We start from the raw sequence: 25,155 nt of genomic DNA, 5'->3' as shown, positions 1-25,155 counted from the left end.
ATACTTGTCGTAGGCGTACGTCGTACACCTACGAAGGGAGTTTCCATGCCATTGCCGCACACCGTGATCGACCGGACACTGCTGACCATTGCCGACGCCGAGATACCGGTCCCCGATCCGGATTGCCTGATTCATCTGCAGTTTCGACGCTTCGCGGGCTGCCCGGTGTGCAACCTGCACCTGCGCTCGTTCGCCGTACGGCAGACCGAAATCTTGGCCGCAAATATCCGCGAGGTCATCGTTTTCCACTCCAGTGCAGCCGAATTGCGCACCTACGAGAGCGACCTCCCCTTCGACCTGATCGCCGATCCCGATCGAACCCTCTACCGGGAGTTCGGCATCGAATCAGCACCACGCGCCCTGCTCGACCCGCGCGCATGGCCGACCATCGTCAGCGCCGCAACCCGGGCGACGGTGGCCGTACTGCGCAAGCAAAAGCCCGCTCCCCCAGGCAAACCCGAGGGTGGACGCCTCGGCCTGCCCGGCGACTTCCTAATCGCCTCCGATGGCCGCATCCTGGCGAGCAAACTCGGCAAGCACGCCGACGATCAGTGGTCGGTCGACGAACTACTTGCCCTGGTCCACGCCGAGACGTCGATGACCCTGCCGAAGGAATTCCAATCATGATGACCGTCGAATTGTTCGTCTCCGAGGAGACAATGAGTGTCGAACGGCAGCAACAGCTGGCCGACCGGGTGCTACACGAACTGACCACCGGCGAATCCGCACCGGACTCGGTCCTCGATATGGCGCGCGAATTGACACATGTAGTTGTGCACAGGCCGCAGGTCTGGGCCACCGGCGGCCCAGACATCACGGCCGAACCGCGCTATGTCGTGCGGATCACGGTTCCCGGATCATGGAGCAACAATCGCGAATTCGGCGACCACATCATCCCGATGGTCACCCGCGCGGTCGCCGATGCCGAACCGGATCCCGACCGACTCCTGCACCGCCCGCATTGCATCGTGCAGATCGTCGGCGTCCGCGAGCACGCCATCGGTGCGCTGGGCCGTTCCATGACCGCCACCGACATCACCAGACTGATGACAAAAGACTTCCGGGACTCCGGCGTGCGACCCGAGGCACCGAAGGGCTACACGATCGATCCGGTCTGCGGCATGACTGTCGAATGGGCCACCGCCCAGATCACCCTGACCCACGACGGCACCGACTACGCCTTCTGTGCCCCGGTCTGCCGCAAGGTCTTCGCTGAGGAGCACGCGATCGGCGAGCGATAGGTCCAGTTCAGGGCCTCAGGTACGCCGGATCCACGGTGAATTCGAAGGGACTGCGCAGGGTGACGGCGTCTCCGGCCGCCACCCGGTGCGTCTGCGCATAGGTCTCGCCGGCACCGAGGACGTGGGTGAACAGAACTGGCAACGCCTCGTTCGCAAGCTGGCCTCTGAACGGTTTGATCTCGATGCGCCAGTAGTTAGCGATACCGGCTGCGGCGTATAGCGCTGGCTTGACCAAACGGTCCTGCAGCGCCGTGGTTTTCGACACCACTTCGACGGCCAGTATCACCTGTTCGACCCGGACTCCACGGTCGTCCCACCGGATCGGGCCGGTCACCACGATGAGATCAGGAATCGGCTCGTCATCGCCGACGAGAACTCCCACGCCCGCCAGTACGACGTAGCCGGGAGGCAGCGCCTTTTCGAGAGCCCTGACCAGCCAGGCAATCAGACTTTGATGCCCAGGCGTCGGGACGGGGCTGACGACGAGCTGCGCTTCCTATTCGCAGGCCGGGTACAACCTGCTGGGGCGGGTCATCGAGAAGGTCACCGGGCTGACCTTCGAGCAGGCCGTCGCACAGTTGCTGCTCGACCCGATCGGTCTGTCGCACAGTCGATATCTATTGAGCGAGATCATGACTCGGCGCTTTGCGGTCGGACACAATCGCGGTGCGGATGGCGCGCTGTCGGTCGCAAGCCAGTGGAAGGACACCCGCGCCAACAATCCGGGCGGCCTCGTATCGCCGGTTACCGATCAATTGCGCTGGGCGCGTTTCCAACTCGGGGACGGCCGTGCCGAAAGCGGTGAAAGTCTGATGCCCGCCGAAGTGCTGACCCAGATGAAGGAGCAGACCGTCGAGTTACATGGCAGCTCGCTCGGCGACGCCTTCGGCATCTGCTGGTTCCTGCGCGATATGGACGGTGTGCGAATCGTGAGCCACGGCGGCTCATCGAACGGCCAATTCGCCGAACTCGTTACAGCGCCCGAGCGGAACTTCGCCATTACCGTCATGTCCAACGCGGGCCCGGACGATGGCATCCAGTTCAACCAGGCCGTGGTGCGCTGGGCACTCCAGCATTGCCTCGGGTTGATCGATAGGGATCCCGAACCGCTCCCCTACGATCCGGCACGTGCCGAGGAATTCATCGGCGCCTACGAAATCGACGCCATGACACTCACCATTGGCACCGATGAGACCGGCCTGACGATCACCTGCGGAATCAAACCCGAAATCCGTGCAGCCTCGGAAATCGAACTGCCCCCGGACCTTCCGGCGGCCGGACTCGGCCTGCTCCCCGGCGAGCGCGACGAATACATCGTCACCAGCGGCGGTCTGCAGGGCCAGCGCGGTTTCTTCACCCGCGACGAACGCGGTCGGATCGTGGGCGCAGATATGGCCGGACGGATGTTCAACCGGGTCTCGACCACGGGCTGATCGGCGAACGGGTGATAGCCGTGGCCCTGCAGTGCGACGGCTATCTAGCCCGCCTTTCCAGCGCCTTCCGGATGAGTTCCCGCGCTGTCTCCCCTGTAACCGATTGACCTGCAAGCACATCGAACGCCCGGCCGTAGATCGCAACTTCTCGCGGCTGAGTGATTGTCAGCTCTGCCGCTGTGCTCTCAACCATAACCATGCGGTTGTCGAACATGACAAAGCTATTCGAAACGATGAGTGCTTCGGCAATAGCCGGAATGATACCTATAGTGATCCGGGGCATTCCGATGATTGATGCTAGCCTATCGAGTTGCCCTCGCATCACATCGTCATTCCCAACAGTCGTGAATAGCGACTGCTCACTGATCAGGAAGTGAAACCGGTGTTCACGCTGATAGAGAATGCGTTGCCGGTCCATCCGCTTGGAAACACCTTCTTCCACATCATCGGGCACTCGATAGAACTCGACATGACGCCTGAGGATCGACTCAGCGTATTCGGCGGTCTGGAGGAGGCCAGGAACTACCTGAGTGGTGTAGACACGGAGGTTATTCGCCTCCGCTTCGAGCTTCACAGATTTCTGCTGTCTGCGCTTCACTCCCGTAGCAAGGATTCGCCGCCACTCCAGATAAGCAGTATCGATGTTGTAGAGGGTCGCGAGCAGGTCCTCGAGTTGGTCGGCTGCATTCGCATGATCACAATAGGCGCGAATATCGGACTCAGACGGCTTGATCCGACCATATTCGATCTTCGAGACTTTCGACGGGTGCCAGCCAGACAGAGAGGCGAGCCTCCTGCCAGTGATACCCGATCTGCGGCGAAGCTCCCGAAGCCGAGCCCCGAGAGCTTCCCGCGCGTCGTCAACACCTGTCACTGTCGGCCGTAGTCGCTATCGACATATTCGACGTATGGCGTAGCCAAATCCCAAAGCCGTTGTTTCACACTATGGCAGTATTCGACTATTCGGGAGTCAGTAGTGACGGCGACCCATTCTGCCTGTGCGCCCTGCTCGTCAACAAGGTTGAATACCACCCGATCATTATCGATGAGCCACCAATCATCGGGTGGCACCTCCCCGGCGAGATGGCGCGGTACGTAACGAATATCTTCGCCCGCCTCCACATTGCCCTTGGTGACAGACAATAGCCATCGCTGGTAATCCGAGTGGGGGACGGTCACAACTCGCACCCGGCTAATTTCCACACCCCGTGCGGTTGTATCTTGAACGAGGGCAACCCAATCGTTCTTGTAGTCATCAACCGTCGGAGGCTCGCCGTTGAGGAATCGGCGGAAGCGTTCGTTTTCCTGTGGAACGGCATAAGCGTCTCTGACCTCCAAATGAAATGCTCGAGCCTTACAACCGTGGAAGAAGCCCGACCAGGTTGACCAATCATTTCGAAGGTGCTGCACCGTAAAACGTCCTCCGTGATATCGGTACTTCGATAGCAGTTTCGTTGTCGGCTAGGTCTAGCTGCCCCAGCGTCTCAGCGTCGGTTACAGGTTGACCGGTAAGGGTGAAGGTGCCCCTACCGGTGTCGGTGAGCGTGGCTCCGATGAACGTATCCGGCTCCAGGAAGCCGAGTAGGAGATGAGGTATCTCAACGGTTTCGGGTCGGTCGGTGATCCACCCCTGCGCTAGGTAGCCGTCGTCGGTGGCGTAGAGGGAAGGGCATCCTGTGACCTCTGAGCCACCCTTTCCAAGAAACCTCAAGCCCATGTCAAAGCCTCCTGTCTAGTTGGTGCACAAAGTTTCTCGTGCTGGGTACATGATCCCTGGAATCACGGACCTTTGTTGCCTGATAGACGAATCTGAGCAACTCTTTGCAACTTTCTAGCGTTGCTGCTGGGCGTCTCCTTAACGTCTGAGCTGGCCCCCGTGACATGTGACGCCAACCGGTCACGGGGTGCCTACCAACACCGGATTACAGGAGTCGAGATGGACAGGCGCACACGACTGTTCGTGTTCCCAGGCGGGTTGTTGGAGGTCGCCGACTACGGCGACGAGAACGACAGTCCGGGGGTGTACCTGGAGCTGTGGACTCCAGCCGATCGTCTACTACCGCAACGGATTCCGGGGGCCGCCGTCGTGGGTCACCGCGTAAACCCTGTCGAACCTGCCGACGCCGAGACATGCGCCACGGTGCTGCGACTCCTCCGAGACCTGGCGTGATCACGCTCGGCTGGGTTGTCGCGATCGGGCTACCGCTGGCGGTGATGGTCGGCGTAATCGTATGGCCGGAACGGATTCCGAAGGACCGCACCGCCAGGGAGATCCGAACCACGGACCCCGAACATCTGATCAGCAATCCGAATTCCTCGGGGGAATCATGCGAAACCTAGTGATCCGGTTCCTAGTCATTCTCGGTATCGGCCTATCGGCCGGTCTGCACGTCACTCCGAGCGCGTCTGCTATGCCGCTCGCGGTGCCGCACTGTACGAAGGGTGTCGTGCAGGTCAACGGCGTAGACAAAGCCGCCTGCGACACCCACTACTACAACTACCTTGTGCCGGAATGCAATAAGCGCAGGTCGGCCATCTGCATGCAAGCTGCGAACCAGTGGTATGCGGACTGTCTGTCCGGGAAGGTCCCGCCGCCGTGTGGGTGTGTGTCAGATCCCATGCGGCCGGAGAACTACGGGCCGGACGCGCCCGCTGTTCTCGGCGCAGCTGGATAGGATGCGGCCATGGCAATGACCTGGGAGATTGGGGAACCGATCGCGACCCGCGAACTTCGCAAGGGCGATGATCCAGTGGTCGTCACGTTCGGGAAGCCGGAGCCGTCCGAAGGTGATTCCTACTCATGCGCCGTTCGGATCGAAGGCATGGAGGCGGAGCCGTTTACTCGGGCTATCTTCGGTGTGGATGCGGTCCAGGCTCTTATCGAGGCAATGACCTTCGCCGGTCGTCTGCTCGAAGCCGACGAAGGCGAGTACACGTTTCTCGGGGAACCCGACCTCGGATTTCCTCGAAGCTGACCGATCAGACAAGAGCCCCGCACCTTTATCTGTTCGAGGTGCGGGGCTCTTGCCTTCCTTTACCGCCCGGGGCGGTCTCGACTACTCCACGATCACGATTCGCACGTCCTCGTCCGCCGCGTCGGTCGACTCGCCCACGGTGACGAACCAGTGGGTGACCTCGCCGTCGGCCAAGTCATCGGCGATGTCCTCCGCGCCGGGGAGCACCGACAACGCTCCGGCAACGGCCGCCGTCATGGACTCCAGGAGTGCGGCTCGGCCCGAGACGGCGGTGGTGAAGGTTGTCGATTCGTAGTCGATCTCGTATTCCGAGCGGACCTGTTCGGCCTGCTCTAGCGCCTCGGTTTGGCTGAAGGCGCGTACCGTGCCGTCGGCCGCGAGGACTACGAAGGCCGGGTGTTCCTCGCCGAGCGGGCGGACCCGATCGGCGTAGGAGACCGGGTGCGATGCGGCGGCGGCCAGTTCGGCCTGGACCGTCGGATCGCTCGGGACCAGCCAGTTGATCGGGCCGTCGGTCGGTTCCAGGGTGATACCGAAAACGGCTCCGGCGGTGGCCATTTCGGCGGCGGACAGATCACCGGCGAACAGGCAGGCGGCACCGGCCTTCTGGATGGCCCAGACCGCGACCACGGCATCGACCGAACGCGGCAGCGCCAGGGCCACCACATCGCCGGGTCCGGCGCCGTGCGCGATGAGCACCCGTGCCAGCTGCGAGGAACGCCGATCCAGCACGTGGTAGGCGATTTCGTCGCCGTCCACCAGCAGTGCGGGCGCCTCGGGATCCGCCTCGACCACCTCGGCGAGCACCTTCGACACCGTGCGCGCACCGACCCGGCCCACCGGTTCCGGCGCGGCAGCCGTTGCCGCGATACCGGATTCGACGAGCAGGCGGGCCCGCTCACCGGCATCGAGGATATCGATATCGCCGACCAGCCCGGCCGGATCGCCGATCAGTGTGTCCAGCACCCGAATCAGCCTGGTGGACAGGGTTTCCACCTCTTCGGAGCTGAACCGGCTGATGAGGTACTCGAAGGTGAATTCGAGGGTGGACTCCGCGGTCACCTGCAGGGTGAGCGGGTAGTGCGTCGCACTGTCCACACCGACATCGGTCACCGACATGCCGTCGATCGAACTCGCCGCGGCGATCGCCTCCCGATCGATCGGGTACGACTCGAACACCAGCAGCGTGTCGAAGTGCGAGGCGATTCCGGCGGCCCGCTGGATATCGGACAGGCCCACGTAGTGGTGATCGAGCAGCTCGGCCTGGTCGCGCTGCAACCGCTTCAGCTGATCGTCGATCGTCGCGCGGTCATCAATACGGACCCGCACCGGGAGCGTATTGATGAACAGACCGACCATCGATTCCACACCGGTCAGCTCGGCGGGCCGACCCGAGACCGTGGCGCCGAACACCACATCGGCGCGGCCGGTGAGCCTGCCGAGCAGGATGCCCCAGGCCGCCTGCACCAGGGTGTTGACCGTGATGCCGAGTTCGGCGCAGTGCTTGGTCAGCTGACGGGTGCGGTCGGCGTCGATCTGGGTGATCAGTTTGGCGGTCTCGTAGGTCTCGGCCGTCCGTGCGGGCGTGGCCAATTCGGTCGGTTCGGTGGCACCGTCGAAGGCATCGGCCCAGACCCGCAACGACGCGTCCTGATCGCGGGTGGCGAGCCAGTCCAGGAAGTCACGGTAGGAGGAGACCTGCGGCAGTGCCGACTGATCGCCACGAGTCGCGTAGAGCACCAGCAGATCACGCATCAGCAGCGGCATCGACCAGCCGTCGAGCAGCACGTGGTGGGTGGTGATCGCCAGCGACCATTCCTCGGCCGCGGTGCGCAACAGCGTATAGCGCACCAGCGGCGGGCTTGACATATCGAAGCGCTCGGCGTGGTCCGCCTCGATCCGGCGACGCAGTTCCTCGGCCCGCTCCGCCTCCGGCAGTCCGGTGAGATCCACAACGCGCCAAGGCACTTCGACCCGATCCAGCACGACCTGCCGGACCTGACCAGTGGAGTCGGTGACGAAGGCGGTGCGCAGATTCGGGTACCGATCCAGGATCGCCTGCGCGGCGGCGTTCAACCGCGCCACATCCACCGTTCCGGCCAGCCGCACCACCGCCTGGATGGTGTAGACGTCCAGGGTGGCCGTGGTCATCAGCGCGTGGAAGAGCAGACCGGACTGCAGCGGTGAGACAGGCCAGACATCGTCGAGGCCCGGGTAGGTCTGTTCCCACAGTTCGATATCGGCCTGGCCGACCTGCACCAGCGGCAGATCCGACGGCGTATGGCCACCGGCGTCCGGCCGCTGCGCGTGCTCGGCCAGCGCGGCGAGCGCGGCGACCCACAGCTCCGCCAACTCCTGCACCCGCTCGGGAGACAACAGGCCCACCGGGAATTCGAAGGTGGCCAGCAGTCGCGGACCGTCTTCCTCGTCGCCGACGGTGACGGCGATATCGAGCGGCCCGTTCGCGGGCATGGCGGCATCCCGCTCGGTCTTGATCGCCGCTTCCTGGTACCGGAAGCCGACCTGACCCGCCAGCGGCAGCCGCAGCAGACCGTGGCCGACGCCCTGATCCGGCACCGCGAGCAGCTGTTCCTTCACCGACTTGATGAGCGCACCCGCGGCATCGCCGCCGTCGAACGCCTCGGCCAGATCGATGCCGCCCAGCGCGAGCCGGGCCGGATAGACGGCGGTGAAAGCACCAACGGTGCGCGACAATTCGGCACCGTCGACGGCCACCCGACCGTCACCGTCGAGCCGGATCAGCACATCCGACCCGTGCTCCTCGCCGCGCCAACGCACCAGCGCCATGGCCAAGGCCGACAGCAGCCCGTCCGGCACGCTGCCGTGGAACCGCGCCGGAACCGTGGTGAGCAGTACCTCGGAGATATCCGTCGGCACCTCGATGCGAACCCGTCGCGCCGTGGCGACGGTATCCAGCGCCGGATCGAAGGCCCGCGCGCCGAGCAGCGGCTCGGGTGTGGCCGAAACCTCCTGCCAGAACGGCAGTTCGGCGGCGCGGCCGCTGGCCTGCTCGGTCAGGCCGTATGCCCAACGCCGCAGCGAGGTACCGACCTCCGGCAGCGCGACCTGGTCATCGGCGATCAGGTCGAGCAGCTCGCCGGTCAGGACGCCGAGGGACTTCGGATCGGCCGCGAACCCGTGCACCACGACCAGCAGGAAGTTACCGCCGTCGAGCCGGTCGGCGGTGCAGCGCACGAACTGCGCCATCACACCGTTGGCCGGATCCAGGCGATCCGCGGCGGCCGCGCGTTCGTTGTCGGCCAGCCGCATGAGCTCGTCGTAGCCGTAGTCGTCGTCGAGGTCGGTATCGAAGGCGACCTCGCGCACCAGCGCATCGATATCGATGGCACCGCGCTCGAGCGCTTCGAACTCCCAGGCCTCGTCGACCGAGCGCAAGCGAGTGCGCAGCGCATCGTGCCGGTCGACCAGGGCGGCGACCGCCGCCCGCAGCCGATCCCCGTCCAGTTCGCTCGGCAGTGCCACCGCCGCCTCGTAGGAGAAGCGCTGGTACGCCGCGCCGTTCGCCAGCACCGCGGCGATGCTCGGCGGCAGCGGGATCTCGCCGATGCCACCGCCGGGCAGCTCGGCCATCGTCGCCTGCCGCAGATCCGCGGCCGAGCTGGCGATGGCGGCGAGTCCGGCGACACTGCGCCGATCGAAGACATCGCGCACGGAGAACACCACACCGAGCGCCTTCGCCCGCGATACCAGCTGGATCGACAGGATGCTGTTACCGCCGAGTGCGAAGAAGTCGTCGTCGGCGCCGATCCGTTCGATGCCGAGCACATCGGCGAACACACCGGCCACGATCTGCTCGACCGGGGTGACCGGCGCGCGGAATGCGGCGTGTTCGAAGGTGGGCTGCGGCAAGGCCTTTCGATCGAGCTTGCCATTCGCATTGAGCGGCAGGGCGTCCAGCGCCAGGAAGGCACTCGGCACCATGTAGGACGGCAGCTCCGCGGCCAGCGCCGACTGCAGCGCGCGCTTGTCCAATTCACCGGTAGTCGGTACCACATACGCGACCAAGCGGTCACCGAGTGCCGGATCGGTATGCGCGAGCACCGCGGCCGAACTGATCGAGGTCTGCCGAAGCAGGGCCGCCTCGATCTCGCCCAGTTCGATGCGGAAACCGCGGATCTTGACCTGGAAGTCGGTACGACCGCGGTACTCCAGCTCACCGGCGGCATTCCAGGCCACCAGGTCACCGGTGCGATACATCCGAGCACCGGATTCGAACGGGTCGGCCACGAACCGCTCCGCGGTCAGATCGACCCGCCCGAAGTAGCCGCGCGCCAATTGCGCACCGGCCAGATACAACTCACCCGAAACACCCACCGGCACCGGACGCAACCGCGAATCCAGCACGTATACCCGGCTGTTCCACTCCGGCGCACCGATCGACACCGAGACGGTATCCGCATCGGTCACCTCGTGGTTGGTGATCGAGACCGCGGCCTCGGTCGGGCCGTAGAGGTTGAACAGGGTGGCCGCGTTCGACTCACGGAACCGCTGCGCCGTCGCCGCGGGCAGCGCCTCACCGATGGCGAGCACCCGGCGCAACGACTCGGGCAGCTGTCCGTCCGATTCGATCAGCAGGGCATCCAGCATCGACGGCACCACATGCAAGGTGGTGACGGCGGTATCGCGCATCAGCGTGTTGAGGTAGCTCGGATCGCGATGTCCGTCGGCGGACGCGATGACCAGTCGGCCACCGGAAACCGCCGCCGACCAGAACTCCCACACCGACAGGTCGAAGGTCGCGGCCGTCTTCAGCAGCACCGCGTCCTCGGCGCCGAGGCCGAATTCGCTCGTCTTCCACAGCAACTGGTTGACGATCGCCGCATGCGGCGCCGCGACACCCTTGGGGCGACCGGTGGAGCCCGAGGTGAAGATCACGTACGCCGTGTTCGCGGCGCGCAATGGCGCGATCCGTTCCGCGTCGGCGATCGGCGCGTCCGCGATGTCCGCGAGTGCGTCCATCCGAACGACGTCGGTCACCGAGGTCTGGAAATCGGTGTCGGCGTTGGTCAGCACACACAGTGGCCGAGCGGTCTCGAGAATGTAGTCGGTCCGCTCACCCGTCTGATCCGGATCCAGCGGCACGTACGCGCCACCGGCCTGGGTGACCGCGTACATCGCGACCACCAGGTCCACCGAGCGGCGCAGCGCGAGCGCCACCCGTGCCTCCGGTCCGACACCCTGCGAAATCAGGTGCCTGGCAAGCTGATTCACCCGGGAGCCGAGTTCGCCATAGGTGATGGCGGTGCCGTCGTCGCCGACCAGTGCCACCGCATCCGGCGTGGCCGCCACGGTTCGATCCAGCAGCGAGGCGAGCGTCGCGAACGAATCCACCTGCCGCGCTGTCGCATTCCGGCCGGAGACCAGTTCGCGGCGTTCGTCCGCGGCCATGATCTCGAGATCGCCGACCGCCGCGCGCGGCGCCGCGATGATCTCGGCGAGCACGCGTGCGAAGCGATCGGCGAAGCCGCGGACGGTATCCGGGTCGAACAGGTCGGTGGCGTAGGTGAAGTACCCGCCGATACCCGACGCGGTGCCGTCCTCGTCGTAACTGTCCGCCACGATCAGATGCAGATCGAACTGCGAGAGCTGGGTGTCGATATCGAATCCGGCCACCGTGAGTCCGGGCAGTTCCAGCGTGGTCCGCGCCAGGTTCTGGAACGACAGACCCACCTGGAACAGCGGATGCCGCGCCTGCGACCGCACCGGGTTCAGCACCTCGACCAAGCGCTCGAACGGCACATCCGCATGCGCGAACGCCTGGATATCCGTTTCGCGCTGACGCCCGAGCAGCTCGGTGAACGGCTCGCCGCGATCCAGCTGGGTACGGAACACCAGGGTGTTCACGAACATGCCGATCAGATCGTCGAGCACGGCCTCACCACGACCGGCCATCGGTGTGCCGATCGCGATGTCATCGGTGCCCGAGAGCCGCGAGAGCATAACCGCGAACGCGGTGTGCACCACCATGAACAGCGTCGCACCCTCGGCGCGGGCCAGCGCGACCAGCGCGCGGTGCGTCTCAGCGTCGATGCTCAGCTCGACCTTGCCGCCCGCGAAGGACTGCACGGCCGGGCGCGGACGATCCGAGGGCAGATCCAGCTGATCCGGAACATCGGCCAGCGCCGACTGCCAGTAGGCGATCTGCTTGGCCGCCAACGATTCCGGATCGTCCTCGCTGCCGAGCAGCTCGCGCTGCCAGATGGCGTAGTCCGCGTACTGCACCGGCAGCGGCGTCCACGTGGGCGTCTCGCCGACCGAGCGGGCCGCGTACGCCGTCATCAGATCCCGGGTCAGCGGGCCCATCGACGAACCGTCACCGGCGATGTGGTGCACCACGAGCACCAGCACGAACTCGTTCGCCTCGGCGGGAGCGTCGGTCACCTGGAACAGCTCGACCCGCACCGGCACCTCGGCCGTCACGTCGAACGGCGCGGCCATCACCGCGATCACGGTGGATTCCAGCTCGGCGGCCGCGATCGGTCGCAGCTCCAACGCCGGAACAGCCTGCGCCACCGGCAGAATCACCTGCGCGGGGGAACCCGCGGTTTCCGGGTACACCGTCCGCAGAATCTCGTGCCTGCCGACCAGATCGGCCATGGCCGCCCGCAGCGCGTCGACATCCAGCGCACCGGTCAACCGGACCGCGATCGGCAGGTTGTAGGCCGCCGACTCGGTGTCGAAGCGGTTCAGGAACCACATCCGCTGCTGTGCCAGCGACAACGGCACCGGATCCGGTCGAGGACCGGCGACCAGCGGCCGCCGCTCGCCGACACCGGACAGCTGCTCCAGCTTCACCGCCAGGCCCGCCACGGTCGGCGCCTCGAACAGCGCGCGCACGGGCACCCGGCCGCCGATCGCGGCGCTCAGGCGACCGACCACCTGGGTGGCCACCAGCGAGTTGCCGCCGAGCGCGAAGAAGTCGTCGTCGGCGCCGACGCGCTCGATACCGAGCACATCGCCGAAGACGCCCGCCACGATCTCCTCCACCGGCGTTGCCGGGGCACGGAATTCGCGAGTGCTGAAGGTCGGTTCGGGCAGCGCCTTGCGATCGAGCTTGCCGCTGGAATTCAGCGGGAAGGCGTCGAGCACCACGATGGCCGCCGGAACCATATAGGCCGGAAGCACCTCCGACACCTCGGCCAGCAGTGTCCGCTGGTCGATCGACTGCCCCGGCGCGGGAACCACATACGCGACCAACTGGTCGCCGAGTGCCGACGCGGCCACCAGCGCCACCGCCTGGCTCACCGCGGCATGTGCCAGCAGCGCCGTCTCGATCTCGCCGAGCTCGATCCGCTGACCGCGGAACTTCACCTGGAAGTCGGTGCGCCCCAGGTATTCCAGGCGCTGGCCCGCACCCGCGGGTTCGCGCCAGACCACCAGGTCGCCGGTGCGGTACATCCGCGCACCGGGCGCGAACGGGTTGGCCACGAAGCGATCCGCGGTCAGATCCGGCCGCGCGACGTATCCGCGGGCCAGCTGATCGCCAGCCAGGTAGAGCTCGCCGGCCACACCGGCGGGCACCGGCCGCAGCCGCGAATCCAGCACGAACACCTGGGTGTTCCACTGCGGCAAGCCGATCGGCACGGTGCGCACATCCGTCTCGCCCGCGGGCCAGTAGGTGACCGACACCGCGGCCTCGGTCGGCCCGTACAGGTTGTGCAGCACCGCATCCGAAACCGACCGCCACGCCGTCACCGTCTCCGGCGGCAGCGCCTCACCGATCACGAATACATCCCGCAGCGTCGGCAGCGAACCCGCGGCCAGCTGGGCGGCGAACACCGTCAGCATGGACGGCACGAAGTCGGTGACCGTAACCCCGTGCGCCGCAATCGCATCCGCAACGTAGGCGGGGTCGCGATGGCCGTCGTGGGTGGCGACCACCAGCTTCGCGCCCGCGCGCAACGGCATGAAGTAGCCCCACAGCGACACGTCGAACGTGGTCGCGGTCTTCTGCAGGTACACGTCATCGGGACCGAGCGGGTACTCCGCGAGCATCCACTCGATCTGGTTGTTGATCGCCCCGTGCGATACCGCGACGCCCTTCGGACGACCGGTCGAACCCGAGGTGAAGATGACGTAAGCCGGGTTGTCCCGGGTGACCGGGCGCAGCAGCTCCCCGGCTTCGATCGGAGCGGCGGAGAACCCGTCCAGCTCCAGCGAATCCAGTTCGAGCACCGGGATATCCGCGGGGACCGGCACCGCGTCGGCCGCGGTGGTGACCACGCACGCGGGCTGGGCGGTATCCAGGATGTGCGCGATCCGCTCCGCCGGATGATCCGGATCCAGCGGCACATACGCGCCACCGGCCGCGACGATCGCGTACATGCCGACAACCAGATCCAACGACCGCCGCACGGCGAGGCCGACCAGCGACTCGGCACCGACACCTTGCGAAATCAACAGGCGGGCAAGCTTGTTCACCCGCTTGTCGAATTCGCGATAAGTCCACTCGGCGCCCTCGAATACCACCGCGACGGCATCCGGGTGCGCCGCGGCGGCGCGCCGGTATCCGTCGAGCAGCAGCTCGGGTTCCACCGGATGCGCGGTGGCATTCCAGCCATCCAGCATCCGTTCCCGCTCGACCGAGGTGAGCAGCTCGAGATCGCCGACCGCCGCGCGCGGCGCGGTGATGATCTCGCCGAGCAGCCTGGTGAACCGGTCCGCGAACCCTTGGACCGTGCTCCGGTCGAAGAGGTCGGTGGCGTAGGTGAATACACCGGCGATGCCAGCGGGAGCTCCGGACTCGTCGTACAGGTCCGAAAGAATCAGGTGCAGATCGAACTGGGAGATGTGGGTATCGAAATCCACACCGGAGACCGTGAGATCCGGCAATTCCAAGGTGGTCTGGGCCAGGTTCTGGAACGACAGACCCACCTGGAACAGCGGATGCCTGGCCTGCGACCGCGCCGGGTTCAGCACCTCGACCAACCGCTCGAACGGCACATCGGCATTGGCGAACGCCTGGATGTCGGTTTCGCGCTGACGCCTGAGCAGATCCCCGAACGGCTCGGCCGAATCCAGCCGGGTACGGAACACCAACGTGTTGATGAACGTGCCGATCAGATCGTTCAGCGCCGCCTCACCGCGGCCAGCCATCGGCGTACCGATCGCGATGTCGTCCGTGCCGGACAGCCGGGACAACAGCACGGCCAGCGCCGTGTGCACGATCATGAACAGCGTCGCACCCTCGGCCTGCGCCACGCCGCTGAGGCCGCGGTGGGTGTCGGCGTCGATGCGCACCTCGACGGTGCCACCCGCGAAGGACTGCACCGCGGGTCGCGGGCGATCGGCGGGCAGGTCCAGCTGCTCCGGCAGATCGGCAAGCGCGGTGCGCCAGTAGGCGACCTGCTTGGACATCAGCGAATCCGGATCGTCCTCGCTGCCGAGCAGCTCGCGCTGCCAGATGCTGTAGTCCGCGTACTGGACTTCCAGCGGCGCCCAGTTGGGTGCGACACCGGCCGAGCGCGCCGCGTACGCCGTCATCAGATCACGCGTCAGCGGTCCCATCGAGGAGCCGTCACCGGCGATATGGTGCACGACCATCGCGATCACGTACTCGGGAGCCGAACTCTCGGTGTCGATCTCGAACAACCGCACCCGCACCGGCACCTCGGCGGTGACATCGAACGGCGCCGAGATCAACTCGACCACGGCGGATTCGACCTGATCGGGCGTGACCGTCCGGACATCCAACTCCGGAATCGCCTGTCCCACCGGCAGAATCAGCTGCACCGCACCCGACTCGGTCTCCGGGTAGATGGTGCGCAAGACCTCGTGCCTGCGCACCAGATCCGCGATGGCGGCGCGCAGTGCGGCCACATCGAGCGCGCCGGTCAACCGCACCGCGATCGGGACGTTGTAAGCGGCGGACTGGGTGTCGAAGCGGTTGAGGAACCACATCCGCTGCTGGGCAAGCGACAGCGGAATATGTTCCGGTCGTGGACCGGCGACCAGTGCGTGCCGGCCGCGTCCATCGGCCTGCTGCTCGACCCGGATGGCCAGTGCGCCGACGGTCGGCGCCTCGAACAGCAGCCGTACCGGAACGCGGGTGTTCAGCGCCGCGCCGAGGCGGGCCGCGACCTGCGTCGCGAGCAGCGAGTTGCCGCCCCAGGCGAAGAAGTCGTCATCGAGGCCGAGCCGCTGCGCCTGCTCTCCGGAACCGAGGTGCAGCACCTCGGCGAAGGTATTCGCGACGATCTCCTCGATCGGGGTGACCGGCGCCCGGAAGACCGCCTTCTCGAAGGTGGGCTCCGGCAACGCCTTTCGATCCAGCTTGCCGTTGGCGTTCAACGGCAGCGCATCGAGGGTGAGGAAGACCGAGGGCACCATGTAGGACGGCAGCTCGGCGGCCAGCGCCGATTGCAGCCGCACGTTGTCGAGCTCACCGGATTCGGGCACCACGTAGGCGACCAGCCGGTCACCCAGATTCGGGTCGGTGTGTGCGAGCACCGCGGTGGCCGAAACCTCTGGCTGGCGCAGCAGGGCCGCCTCGATCTCACCGAGCTCGATCCGGAAACCGCGGATCTTCACCTGGAAGTCGGTGCGTCCGCGATACTCCAGTCCGCCGTCGCTGTTCCAGGCCACCAGGTCACCGGTGCGATACATGCGCTCGCCGGTGCCGAACGGGTTGGCCACGAAGCGATCCGCGGTCAGGTCGACCCGCCCGAAGTAACCGCGCGCCAACTGCGCGCCGGCCAGATACAACTCACCGGAGACACCGACCGGAACCGGCCGCAACCGCGAATCCAGCACGTACACCTGGCTGTTCCACTCCGGGGCACCGATCGGCACCGAAACGGTATCGGCGTCGGTGACGGTGTGCGCCGTGATCGACACCGCGGCTTCGGTGGGGCCGTACAGGTTGAACAGCTCGGCCGCGTTGTCCCGCCGGAAGCGCTGCGCGGTCGTCGCGGGCAGCGCCTCACCGATGGCCAGCACCCGGCGCAGCGACTGCGGCAGGCGACGACCCGATTCGGTGAGCAGCGCGTCCAGCATCGACGGCACCACGTGCAGTGTCGTGACGCCGGTGGAGCGCATCAGCTCGTTGAGGTAGGCGGGATCGCGATGACCATCGGCATCGGCGATGACCAACCGGCCACCGCAGACGGCCGCCGACCAGAACTCCCAGACCGACAGGTCGAAGGTGGCCGCGGTCTTGAGCAGCACCGCGTCATCGGCGCCGAGGCCGAATTCGGCTGTCTTCCACAGCAGTTGGTTGACGATCGCCGCATGCGGCACCGCAACGCCCTTCGGCTGACCGGTGGAACCCGACGTGAAGATCACGTATGCGGTGTTGGCCGCCGCCAGCGGCCGCAGTCGGTCACCGTCGGAGATCGGACCGTCCGCGACGCCGGTCAGGTCCAGCTCGTCGATCGCCAGCACTTCGGTCACGGCGCTGTCGAAACCATCGCGGCCGGTGGTCAGCACGCGGACCGGTGCCGCGGTGCGCAGGATGTAGTCGGTGCGCTCGGCGGGCTGATCGGGATCGATCGGCACATACGCCGCACCCGACTTCGCCACCGCGTACATCGCGACCACGAGCTCCACCGAGCGCCGAATGGCCAGCGCCACCCGGTCCTCCGACCCGACACCGAGCGTGATCAGGTGGCGCGCCAGGCGGTTCGCCTCGGCGTCCAACTCGGCGTAGGTGAACGTCGTGTCCTCGGCTACCAGCGCCACCGCATCCGGGTTCGCCGCGACCGTGGCATCCAGCAGCGACACCAGCGTGGTCGAGGCGTCGATGTCGAGCGAGTGCGCGGTGTCGTTCCAGGTCCGCAGAATTCGCGTGTTCTCGGCGGGCGAGAGCAGATCGATCTCGCCGACCGGCACGCCCGGATCGGTCAGTACGGCATCGAGCACCAATTCGAAGCGGTCGGCGAAGCCCTGCACCGTCGTCTCGTCGAACAGGTCGGTGGCGTAACCGAATTCGGCCACGATCTGGGCGGGCGTGCCGTCCTCGGCGTAGCGGTCGTACAGCGTGACGTGCAGATCGGTCTTGGCCAGCTGCGAATCGAAGTTCACCGCGCTGACCGACAGACCGGGCAGGGTGAAGGTGGTCTCGGCCAGATTCTGGAACGAGAGTCCGACCTGGAACAGCGGGTTGCGCGCGGTCGAACGCTCCGGGTTGAGCACCTCGACCAGCCGCTCGAACGGCACATCGGCGTTGGCGAATGCCTCCAGGTCCCGCTCGCGCACGTCGGCGAGCAGGTCGGCGAAGGTGTCACCGGGCTCGATGATCGTCCGGAACACCAAGGTGTTGACGAACATGCCGATCAGATCGTCGAGTTCGCGTTCACCACGGCCCGCGATCGGGGTGCCGACCGCGATGTCGTCGGTACCCGACAGTCGCGCGAGCAGTACGGCCAACGCCGCATGCGTGACCATGAACAGCGAGGCGTTATTGGCCCGCGCCAGCTCGTGCAGCTTGGCGTGCTTGTCCGGTGCGATCTCGAAGCGGATCGCCTTGCCCTGGAACGACTGCGCGCGCGGGCGCGGCCGATCGGCGGGCAGCTCCAACTGATCGGGCATACCGGCGAGCGCGGACTGCCAGTAGGCGACCTGTTGTGCCGCAAGCGATTCCGGATCGTCCTCGGAACCGAGCACCGCGCGCTGCCACAGTGCGTAGTCGGCGTACTGCACCGGCAGCGGCTGCCACTGCGGGATCTCACCCTGGGCCCGTGCCACATACGCCGCCATGACATCGCGGGCCAGCGGACCCATCGACGAACCGTCGGCCGCGACATGGTGCACCGTGAAGGCCAGCACGTGCTCAGGTTCGGCGAGCCGGAACAGCCCGACCTTCAACGGCACCTGCACGGTGACATCGAAGGTGGTGAGCGCGAATTCGATCACCGCGGCGACCAGGTCCGACTCCGAGATATCGGTGACGGTCAGCTCCGGCACGGCCTGGTCGGCGGGCAGGATCACCTGGTGCGGGCCACTGGCCGAACTCGGGTAGGTGGTGCGCAGCACCTCGTGCCTGGCGAACACATCGCCGAGCGCCTGCTCCAGCGCCGCCACATCCAGCGCACCGGACAACCGCACCGCGAGCGGGATATTGTCCACGGCCGAGGTGGTGGTGTCGAACTGGTTGAGGAACCAGTACCGCTGCTGCGCGGGCGAGAGCGGAATCCGGGCCGGGCGCTCCCCCGCGACCAATCGCGGCCGGGTGCGGCCGGATCCGGCATTGTGTTCGGCCTTGGCCGCCAACGCCGCAACCGTCGACGCCTCGAACAGATCGCGGACCGCGAGCTGGGTATCCAGCGCCGCGCCGATGCGCGCGGTCACCTGAGTGGCCAGCAGCGAGTTGCCGCCGAGTTCGAAGAAGTCGTCGTCCAGGCCGGCACGTGCGACGCCGAGCACATCGCTGAACACGCCCGCCACGATCTCCTCGATCGGGGTGGAGGGTGCGCGGAACACCTTGGCCTCGAATACCGGCGCGGGCAGTGCCTTGCGATCCAGCTTGCCGGAGGCATTGAGTGGGAAGGCGTCCAGTACGACGAAGGCGGTCGGCACCATGTACGCGGGCAGGTCGCCCGCGAGTTCGGCGCGCACCTGGTCGATATCGATCGAACGATCCGCCGCCGCGATCACATAGGCGACCAGCTGATCGCCGAGCCGGTCGTCGGAGCGGACCAGCACGGCCGCCTGCGCGATCGTCTCCAGCGCGGTGAGCGCCGATTCGATCTCGCCGAGTTCGATGCGCAGACCGCGCAGCTTCACCTGGAAGTCGGTGCGGCCCAGGTACTCCAGCTCACCGTTGGCGGTCCAGGTGACCAGGTCACCGGTGCGGTACATGCGTTCACCGGTGCCGAACGGGTTGGCCACGAAGCGATCCGCGGTCAGATCCGGACGCGCCACATAGCCGCGCGCCAACTGGGTGCCCGCGAGGTACAGCTCACCCGCGACCCCGACCGGAACCGGGTGCAGCCGCGAATCCAGCACGTACACCTGGGTGTTGAACACCGGCGCACCGATCGGGACCGAGACCGTATCGGCGTCGGTCACCTCGTGATAGGTGACGTCGACCGCGGCCTCGGTGGGCCCGTACAGGTTGTGCAGCCAGACACCGGTCAGCTCGCGCAATCGCTGTGCGGTCACCGCGGGCAGCGCCTCACCGGAGGCGAAGACATTGCGCAGGTCGAAGCATTCGCCCGCACGGTCGTCGGCCACGAAGACCGACAGCATGGACGGCACGAAGTGCACCGTGGTGACCTGCTCGTCGGCGATGGTCTGGGCCAGGTAGGCCGGATCGCGATGCCCGTCCGGCTTCGCGATGACCAGTCGCGCGCCGACCTGCAGCGGCCACCAGAATTCCCATACCGACACATCGAAGGTGGCGGGCGTCTTCTGCAGCACCACATCGCCGCGATCCAGGCCGTATTCGGCCTGCATCCAGACCAGGCGGTTGACGATCGCGGCATGGCTGACCGCCACACCCTTCGGACGACCGGTCGAACCCGAGGTGAAGATCACGTACGCGGTATTCGAAGGCCGCAGCGGCGCAAGGCGTTCGGCATCGATCAGCGGCTCACCGGAGTATTCCGAGAGATCCAGCGCCGAGATATCCAGCGTCGGCGTCATGCCCGTGTCGAACTCGTCGGCGGCCGTGGTCAGGACACAGACCGGATCGGCGGTGTCGAGCACATACCGGGTGCGCTCGGCCGGATGATCCGGATCCAGCGGCACGTACGCGCCACCGGCCACGCTCACCGCGTACATGCCGATCACCAGCTCGAAGGACCGGCGCATACCGAGCGCGACCATCGAATCGGGTCCGACGCCGAGCGAAACCAGGTGCCGGGCAAGGCGATTCACCCGCGCGGTGAATTCGGCATAGGACAGACTCGTGCCCTCGAAGGTGAGCGCGGTCGACTTCGGGCTCCGGGCCGCCTGCTCCTCGAACATCGAGACCAAGGTGGCCTCGGCATCGACGACATAGGCCGTCTGGTTCCACTTCTCGAGCACCAGGCTGCGTTCGGCGGCATCGAGCAGATCGACATCACCGACCGCGACGGCCGGATCCGCGACCACCGCATGCAGCAGCCGGACCAGGCGCTGGGCGACACCGGCGATCGTCTTCGCGTCGAACATATCCGTCGCGTAGGCGAATTCGGCGGTCATGCCGTCGGCGTTCCCGGCCGCGTCGAGCCGGTCGGCGAGGTTCAGGTGCAGATCGAACTTCGCGGTCACCACATCGAGCGGCACACCGGCCACCTCTAGACCGGGCAGTTCGAACGACGCCTCACCGGTGTTCTGGAACGACAGCATCACCTGGAACAGCGGGTGGCGCGCCTGCGAACGGGCCGGGTTGAGGATGTCGACCAGACGCTCGAACGGCAGGTCGGCGTGGCCGAAGGCGGCCAGATCGGTTTCCCTGGCCCGCGCGACCAGTTCAGCGAACGACGCACCGGAATCGATCGGCGTGCGCAGCACGAGGGTATTGACGAACATGCCGATCGCATCGTCGAGTACGGCCTCACCACGACCCGCGACCGCGGTGCCGATGGCGATATCGTCGCTGCCCGACAGGCGCGCGAGCAGTGCCGCGAACGCCGCGTGCACCACCATGAACAGGCTCGCGCCGTTCGTGCGGGCCAGGGCGTTGAGCTCGGTCAGCAATTGCGCGTCGATGCCGAATTCGTAGACATCACCGCGGTTGGACGCGACGGCCGGACGCGAACGATCCGAGGGCAGATCCAGCTGGTCGGGCAGTCCGGCCAGATTCCGCGACCAGTACGCGACCTGCTGGGCGATCAGCGATTCCGGATCGTCCTCGGAGCCGAGGGTGTCGCGCTGCCAGAGCGCGAAATCGGCGTATTGCACCGGCAGCGGCGCCCATGCGGGCGATTCGCCGCGGTTGCGGGCCGCGTAGGCGACCATCACATCGCGGGCCAGCGGACGCACCGACCAGCCGTCACCGGAGATGTGGTGCACCACGAAGACCAGCACGTGGGTATCGGGCAGCGAGCCGTCCATCGGCGCCTCGAGCCGGAACAGCTTGGCGCGCACCGGAACCGCCGCGGTCACGTCGAAGCCGGTCAGCACCAGTTCGCTGATCCGATCGCGAATATCGGTCTCCGACACCACGACCGGGGTCAGGTCGAGGTGGACCTGACCGGTGGGCAGCACGACCTGCACACCCTGACCGTCGGCGGTCTCCGGGTAGACGGTGCGCAGCACCTCGTGCCGGTCCATCACATCGGCGACGGCCATGCGCAACGCATCCGTGTCGAGTGCGCCGGTGAGCCGGACCGCCAGCGGGATGTTGTTGACGGCGGTCTGGTTGTCGAAACGGTTGAGGAACCACATCCGCTGCTGGGCCAGCGAGAGCGGAATCTGTTCCGGGCGTGGTCCGGCCGTCAGTGCCCGACGTCCGCCGGTGCCCTGCTGTCCCTCCACCCGGGCGGCGAGCGCGGCCACATTCGGCGCCTCGAACAGCAGCCGCACCGGAATACGGGTGTCGAGTGCGGCGCCGAGGCGGGCGACCACCTGGGTGGCGATCAGTGAGTTGCCGCCGAGGTCGAAGAAGTCGTCGTCGAGACCGACCGGACGCGCGCCGTCCGCGCTCGACAGACCGAGCACCTCGGCGAAGGTGTCGGCGACGATCTGTTCGATCGGGGTCGACGGTGCGCGGAATTCCTTGGCCTCGAAGGCGGGTTCGGGCAGGGCGCGGCGGTCGAGCTTGCCGTTCGGGTTGAGCGGCATGGCGTCGAGCACCACGATCGCCGCGGGGACCATGTACGACGGCAGTTGCGCGCTCAGGTGCCTGCGCAGCTCGTCGACATCGACGGTGGCGCCGTTCGCGGGCACCAGGTAACCGACCAGCTGATCGCCGGTCCTGGCATCCGAACGCACCAGTGCCACGGCCTGTGCCACCGAATCGTGTGCGGTGAGGGCGGTTTCGATCTCCCCCAGCTCGATGCGCAGACCGCGCAGCTTGACCTGGAAGTCGGTGCGGCCGAGATATTCGATCGAACCGTCGGCATTGCGGGTCACCAGGTCGCCGGTGCGGTACATCCGAGCGCCCGGTGCGCCGAACGGGTTGGCCACGAAACGGTCCGCGGTCAGATCCGTCCGGCCGAAGTAGCCGCGCGCCAACTGCGCACCGGCCAGATACAGCTCACCCGCGACGCCAGGCGCGACCGGATGCAGACGCGAATCCAATACGTACGCTTGCGAATTCCACACCGGCAGACCGATCGGCACCGCGCCGTCGACCCGCTCGGCCACCGGGCCGTGGGTCGCGTGCACGGTGAATTCGGTTGGACCGTACAGGTTGTAGAGCTCGGCCGAGCTGACCCGACGGATGGCGGTCGCGGCATCGGCGGTGAAGGCCTCACCGGCGATGAGGAGTGCGCGCAGCGATACGAGCGCATCGCTGCCGACGGCCGCGTCGACGCTGCCCGCGAAGACACTCAGCATCGAGGGCACGAACGAGGTCATGGTGACCCGCTCGGCCGCGATCACGTCGGCCAGGTACTGCGGGTCGCGATGGCCGTCCGGGCTCGCGACCACGATCCGGCCACCCGTGCTCAACGGGCCGAACAGTTCCCACACCGACACATCGAAGGTGGCCGGGGTCTTGAACAACACCACATCATCGGCACCGATGCCGTATTCACCAGTGATCCAACGAATCTGGTTGACGACAGCCGCATGCGGCACCGCCACACCCTTCGGCCGACCCGTCGAACCGGAGGTGAAGATGACATAGGCCGGATGGCTCGGCCGCAGCGGTGCAGTCCGCTCCGCATCGGTCACCGGAGCGTCCGAGTACTCCGACAGATCCAGGTCATCGATGACGAGTGTGGGCAGACCGGTGGCGTCGAAGTCGTCTCGCGAGGTGGTCAGCACGCACGCGGGCGCGGCCGAGTCGAGCACATAGCCGATCCGCTCCGCGGGCTGATCGAGGTCGAGCGGCACATAACCGGCACCGGCCTCCTGCACGGCGTACGCCGCGACCACGAGATCCACCGAGCGGCGAAGACCAAGGGCCACCAGGCTTTCCGGGCCGACCCCATCGGCGATGAGGCGGCGCGCCAAACGGTGCACGCGAGCACCGAATTCGGCATATGTCTGCGAAGCACCCGTCGCCGGGTCCACGATCGCGACCGCATCCGGCGTCGCCGCCGCCTGCCTGGCGAACTCGTCGACCAGTGTGCCGACCGTACCGAGATCACGCTCGGTGTCGTTCCAACCACGCAGTGCCAGTTCGGCTTCGGCCGCATCGAGCAGGTCGATATCGCCGATGGCCCGATCCGGTTCGGCCGCAACGGCCTGCAGCAGCCGGTTGAACCGCTGGCCGAATGCCGCCATGGTGTCGGCGTCGAAAAGATCGGTGGCGTAGATCAATTCGGCCGTGATGCCCGACGGTGCGACCGCGGCACCGGCGCCGTTCGAGGTGCTGATCGGGGTCGCGGTCTGCTCCGAAAGGACCAACTGCAGATCGAATTTGGCCACATCGATCGGCAGCTCGACACCGCTGACGGTGAGTCCGGGCAGTTCCAGGCTGTTCTGGCCGGTGTTCTGGAACGACAGCATCACCTGGAACAGCGGATGACGAGCCTGCGAACGGACCGGGTTCAGGATCTCCACCAGCCGCTCGAACGGCAGGTCGGCATGTCCGAACGCGCCGATATCGATGGCGCGCACGGTGCGCAGCAGTTCGGTGAAGGTGGCCTCGCCGTCGATCGGGGTCCGCAGCACCAGCGTGTTGACGAACATGCCGATCAGATCGTCGAGCGCACGCTCACCACGTCCGGCGATCGGTGTACCGATCGCGATATCTTCCTCGCCGGACAGCCGCGACAGCAGCACGGCCAGCGCGGTGTGCGCGACCATGAACAGCGTCGTACCTCGCGTGCGCGCGAGTTCGGTGAGCTTGCCGTGGGTTTCGGCATCGATTTCGAACACATGCGTGGCACCGCGACCCGATGCCACCGCCGGACGCGGCCGGTCGGCGGGCAAGTCGAGCTGTTCGGGCAGGCCGCGCAGGGTCTTGGACCAGAACTCGATCTGCGCCGAGATGATCGACTCCGGATCGGATTCGGCGCCGAGCACCGCGCGCTGCCACAGCGCGAAGTCGGCGTACTGCACCTCGAGCGGGCGCCAGGCGGGCTCGCCGCCGTCGACGCGCGCGGCGTAGGCCGTCATCACATCGCGGGTGAGCGGACCCATCGAGAAGCCGTCGGCCGAAATGTGGTGCACCACCAGTGCCAGCACATGTTCGGTCGGGCTGATCTCGAACAGTTTGGCCCGGAACGGAACTTCGGCAGTGACGTCGAAGCCGGTCATGATGACCTCCGCGACGCGCTGCGGCAGTTCGGCCTCGGTGACATCGATCGGCGTCAGATCCGGGATCACCCGGGCGGTGGAGACGGTCTGCTGGTAGGCGGTGCCGTCGTATTCGGGGTAGTAGGTGCGCAGCGATTCGTGGCGGGCCAGCACATCGGCGACCGCGAT

At 66.5% G+C, this 25,155-nt stretch carries 10 protein-coding genes and 1 pseudogene (1 of these 11 cut by a window edge); 6 read left to right on the top strand and 5 right to left on the bottom strand.

Going from position 1 to position 25,155, the window contains the following annotated elements:
* Window positions 1-45: 45 nt before the first annotated feature.
* Both ACQP1T_RS05300 and ACQP1T_RS05295 read left to right on the top strand, forming a co-directional pair.
* Window positions 46-627 carry a peroxiredoxin-like family protein gene (locus ACQP1T_RS05300; protein ID WP_433758823.1) on the top strand — a complete coding sequence of 194 codons (582 nt, stop codon included), beginning with the start codon at window positions 46-48 and terminating at the stop codon, window positions 625-627.
* On the top strand, window positions 624-1,241 hold the full coding sequence (locus tag ACQP1T_RS05295) for an ATPase (protein ID WP_433758822.1): 618 nt from the start codon (window positions 624-626) through the stop codon (window positions 1,239-1,241). The genes ACQP1T_RS05300 and ACQP1T_RS05295 overlap by 4 nt, the downstream gene beginning before the upstream one ends.
* Window positions 1,242-1,248: 7 nt before the next feature.
* On the opposite strand, the pseudogene ACQP1T_RS05290 reads toward ACQP1T_RS05295, so the two are convergent.
* Window positions 1,249-1,716, bottom strand: a pseudogene (locus tag ACQP1T_RS05290) (Uma2 family endonuclease); the annotation flags it as partial.
* A gap of 1 nt (window position 1,717) precedes the next feature.
* Between ACQP1T_RS05290 and ACQP1T_RS05285 the strand changes: the two are divergent.
* Window positions 1,718-2,674 (top strand): serine hydrolase domain-containing protein, encoded by a 957-nt coding sequence (locus tag ACQP1T_RS05285; protein ID WP_433761987.1) that lies wholly within the window; start codon window positions 1,718-1,720, stop codon window positions 2,672-2,674.
* Between the two features lie 40 nt (window positions 2,675-2,714).
* Here ACQP1T_RS05285 and ACQP1T_RS05280 read toward each other — a convergent pair whose 3' ends face one another.
* Genes ACQP1T_RS05280 through ACQP1T_RS05270 form a run of 3 tightly spaced genes read right to left on the bottom strand, consistent with a single transcriptional unit; the run spans window position 2,715 to window position 4,391 of the window.
* Complete coding sequence (locus ACQP1T_RS05280) at window positions 2,715-3,548, bottom strand: helix-turn-helix domain-containing protein (RefSeq protein WP_433758821.1); 834 nt, start codon at window positions 3,546-3,548, stop codon at window positions 2,715-2,717.
* Window positions 3,545-4,084: a DUF6879 family protein gene (locus ACQP1T_RS05275; RefSeq protein WP_433758820.1), complete on the bottom strand. Its 540-nt coding sequence runs from the start codon at window positions 4,082-4,084 to the stop codon at window positions 3,545-3,547. The genes ACQP1T_RS05280 and ACQP1T_RS05275 overlap by 4 nt, the downstream gene beginning before the upstream one ends.
* On the bottom strand, window positions 4,065-4,391 hold the full coding sequence (locus ACQP1T_RS05270) for a hypothetical protein (protein WP_084484654.1): 327 nt from the start codon (window positions 4,389-4,391) through the stop codon (window positions 4,065-4,067). The genes ACQP1T_RS05275 and ACQP1T_RS05270 overlap by 20 nt, the downstream gene beginning before the upstream one ends.
* Before the next feature lie 219 nt (window positions 4,392-4,610).
* Here ACQP1T_RS05270 and ACQP1T_RS05265 point away from each other — a divergent pair, with 219 nt between their 5' ends.
* From ACQP1T_RS05265 to ACQP1T_RS05255, 3 genes are all read left to right on the top strand, one after another.
* The gene (locus tag ACQP1T_RS05265) at window positions 4,611-4,844 is read left to right on the top strand and encodes a hypothetical protein (protein WP_433758819.1); all 234 of its coding nucleotides are present in this window, start codon (window positions 4,611-4,613) and stop codon (window positions 4,842-4,844) included.
* Complete coding sequence (locus tag ACQP1T_RS05260; RefSeq protein ID WP_433758818.1) at window positions 4,841-5,014, top strand: hypothetical protein; 174 nt, start codon at window positions 4,841-4,843, stop codon at window positions 5,012-5,014. The genes ACQP1T_RS05265 and ACQP1T_RS05260 overlap by 4 nt, the downstream gene beginning before the upstream one ends.
* Window positions 5,015-5,358: 344 nt before the next feature.
* Entirely contained in the window at window positions 5,359-5,649 is a 291-nt protein-coding gene (locus ACQP1T_RS05255; protein ID WP_433758817.1) for a DUF6968 family protein, read from the top strand.
* Window positions 5,650-5,730: 81 nt separating this feature from the next.
* Here the strand turns inward: ACQP1T_RS05255 and ACQP1T_RS05250 are convergent, their stop codons facing one another.
* Window positions 5,731-25,155 carry the end of a non-ribosomal peptide synthase/polyketide synthase gene (locus tag ACQP1T_RS05250; protein ID WP_433761985.1) on the bottom strand. It continues 24,294 nt past the right edge of the window, so the window shows 19,425 of its 43,719 coding nt (coding positions 24,295-43,719); the start codon falls outside the window, past its right edge; its stop codon occupies window positions 5,731-5,733.

Source organism: Nocardia sp. CA-135398 (assembly GCF_050955845.1).
In the GTDB taxonomy this organism is placed as follows: domain Bacteria; phylum Actinomycetota; class Actinomycetes; order Mycobacteriales; family Mycobacteriaceae; genus Nocardia.
The sequence above is the reverse complement of the archived record's forward strand: the minus strand, read 5'-3'. Positions and strand labels throughout refer to the sequence as shown.

Excerpts from the sequence above, each read along its gene's own strand:
- ACQP1T_RS05300 (WP_433758823.1), top strand. The coding sequence starts at position 46 with ATGCCATTGCCGCACACCGTGATCGACCGGACACTGCTGACCATTGCC.
- ACQP1T_RS05295 (WP_433758822.1), top strand. The coding sequence starts at position 624 with ATGATGACCGTCGAATTGTTCGTCTCCGAGGAGACAATGAGTGTCGAA.
- ACQP1T_RS05270 (WP_084484654.1), bottom strand. The coding sequence starts at position 4,391 with ATGGGCTTGAGGTTTCTTGGAAAGGGTGGCTCAGAGGTCACAGGATGC.
- ACQP1T_RS05265 (WP_433758819.1), top strand. The coding sequence starts at position 4,611 with ATGGACAGGCGCACACGACTGTTCGTGTTCCCAGGCGGGTTGTTGGAG.
- ACQP1T_RS05255 (WP_433758817.1), top strand. The coding sequence starts at position 5,359 with ATGGCAATGACCTGGGAGATTGGGGAACCGATCGCGACCCGCGAACTT.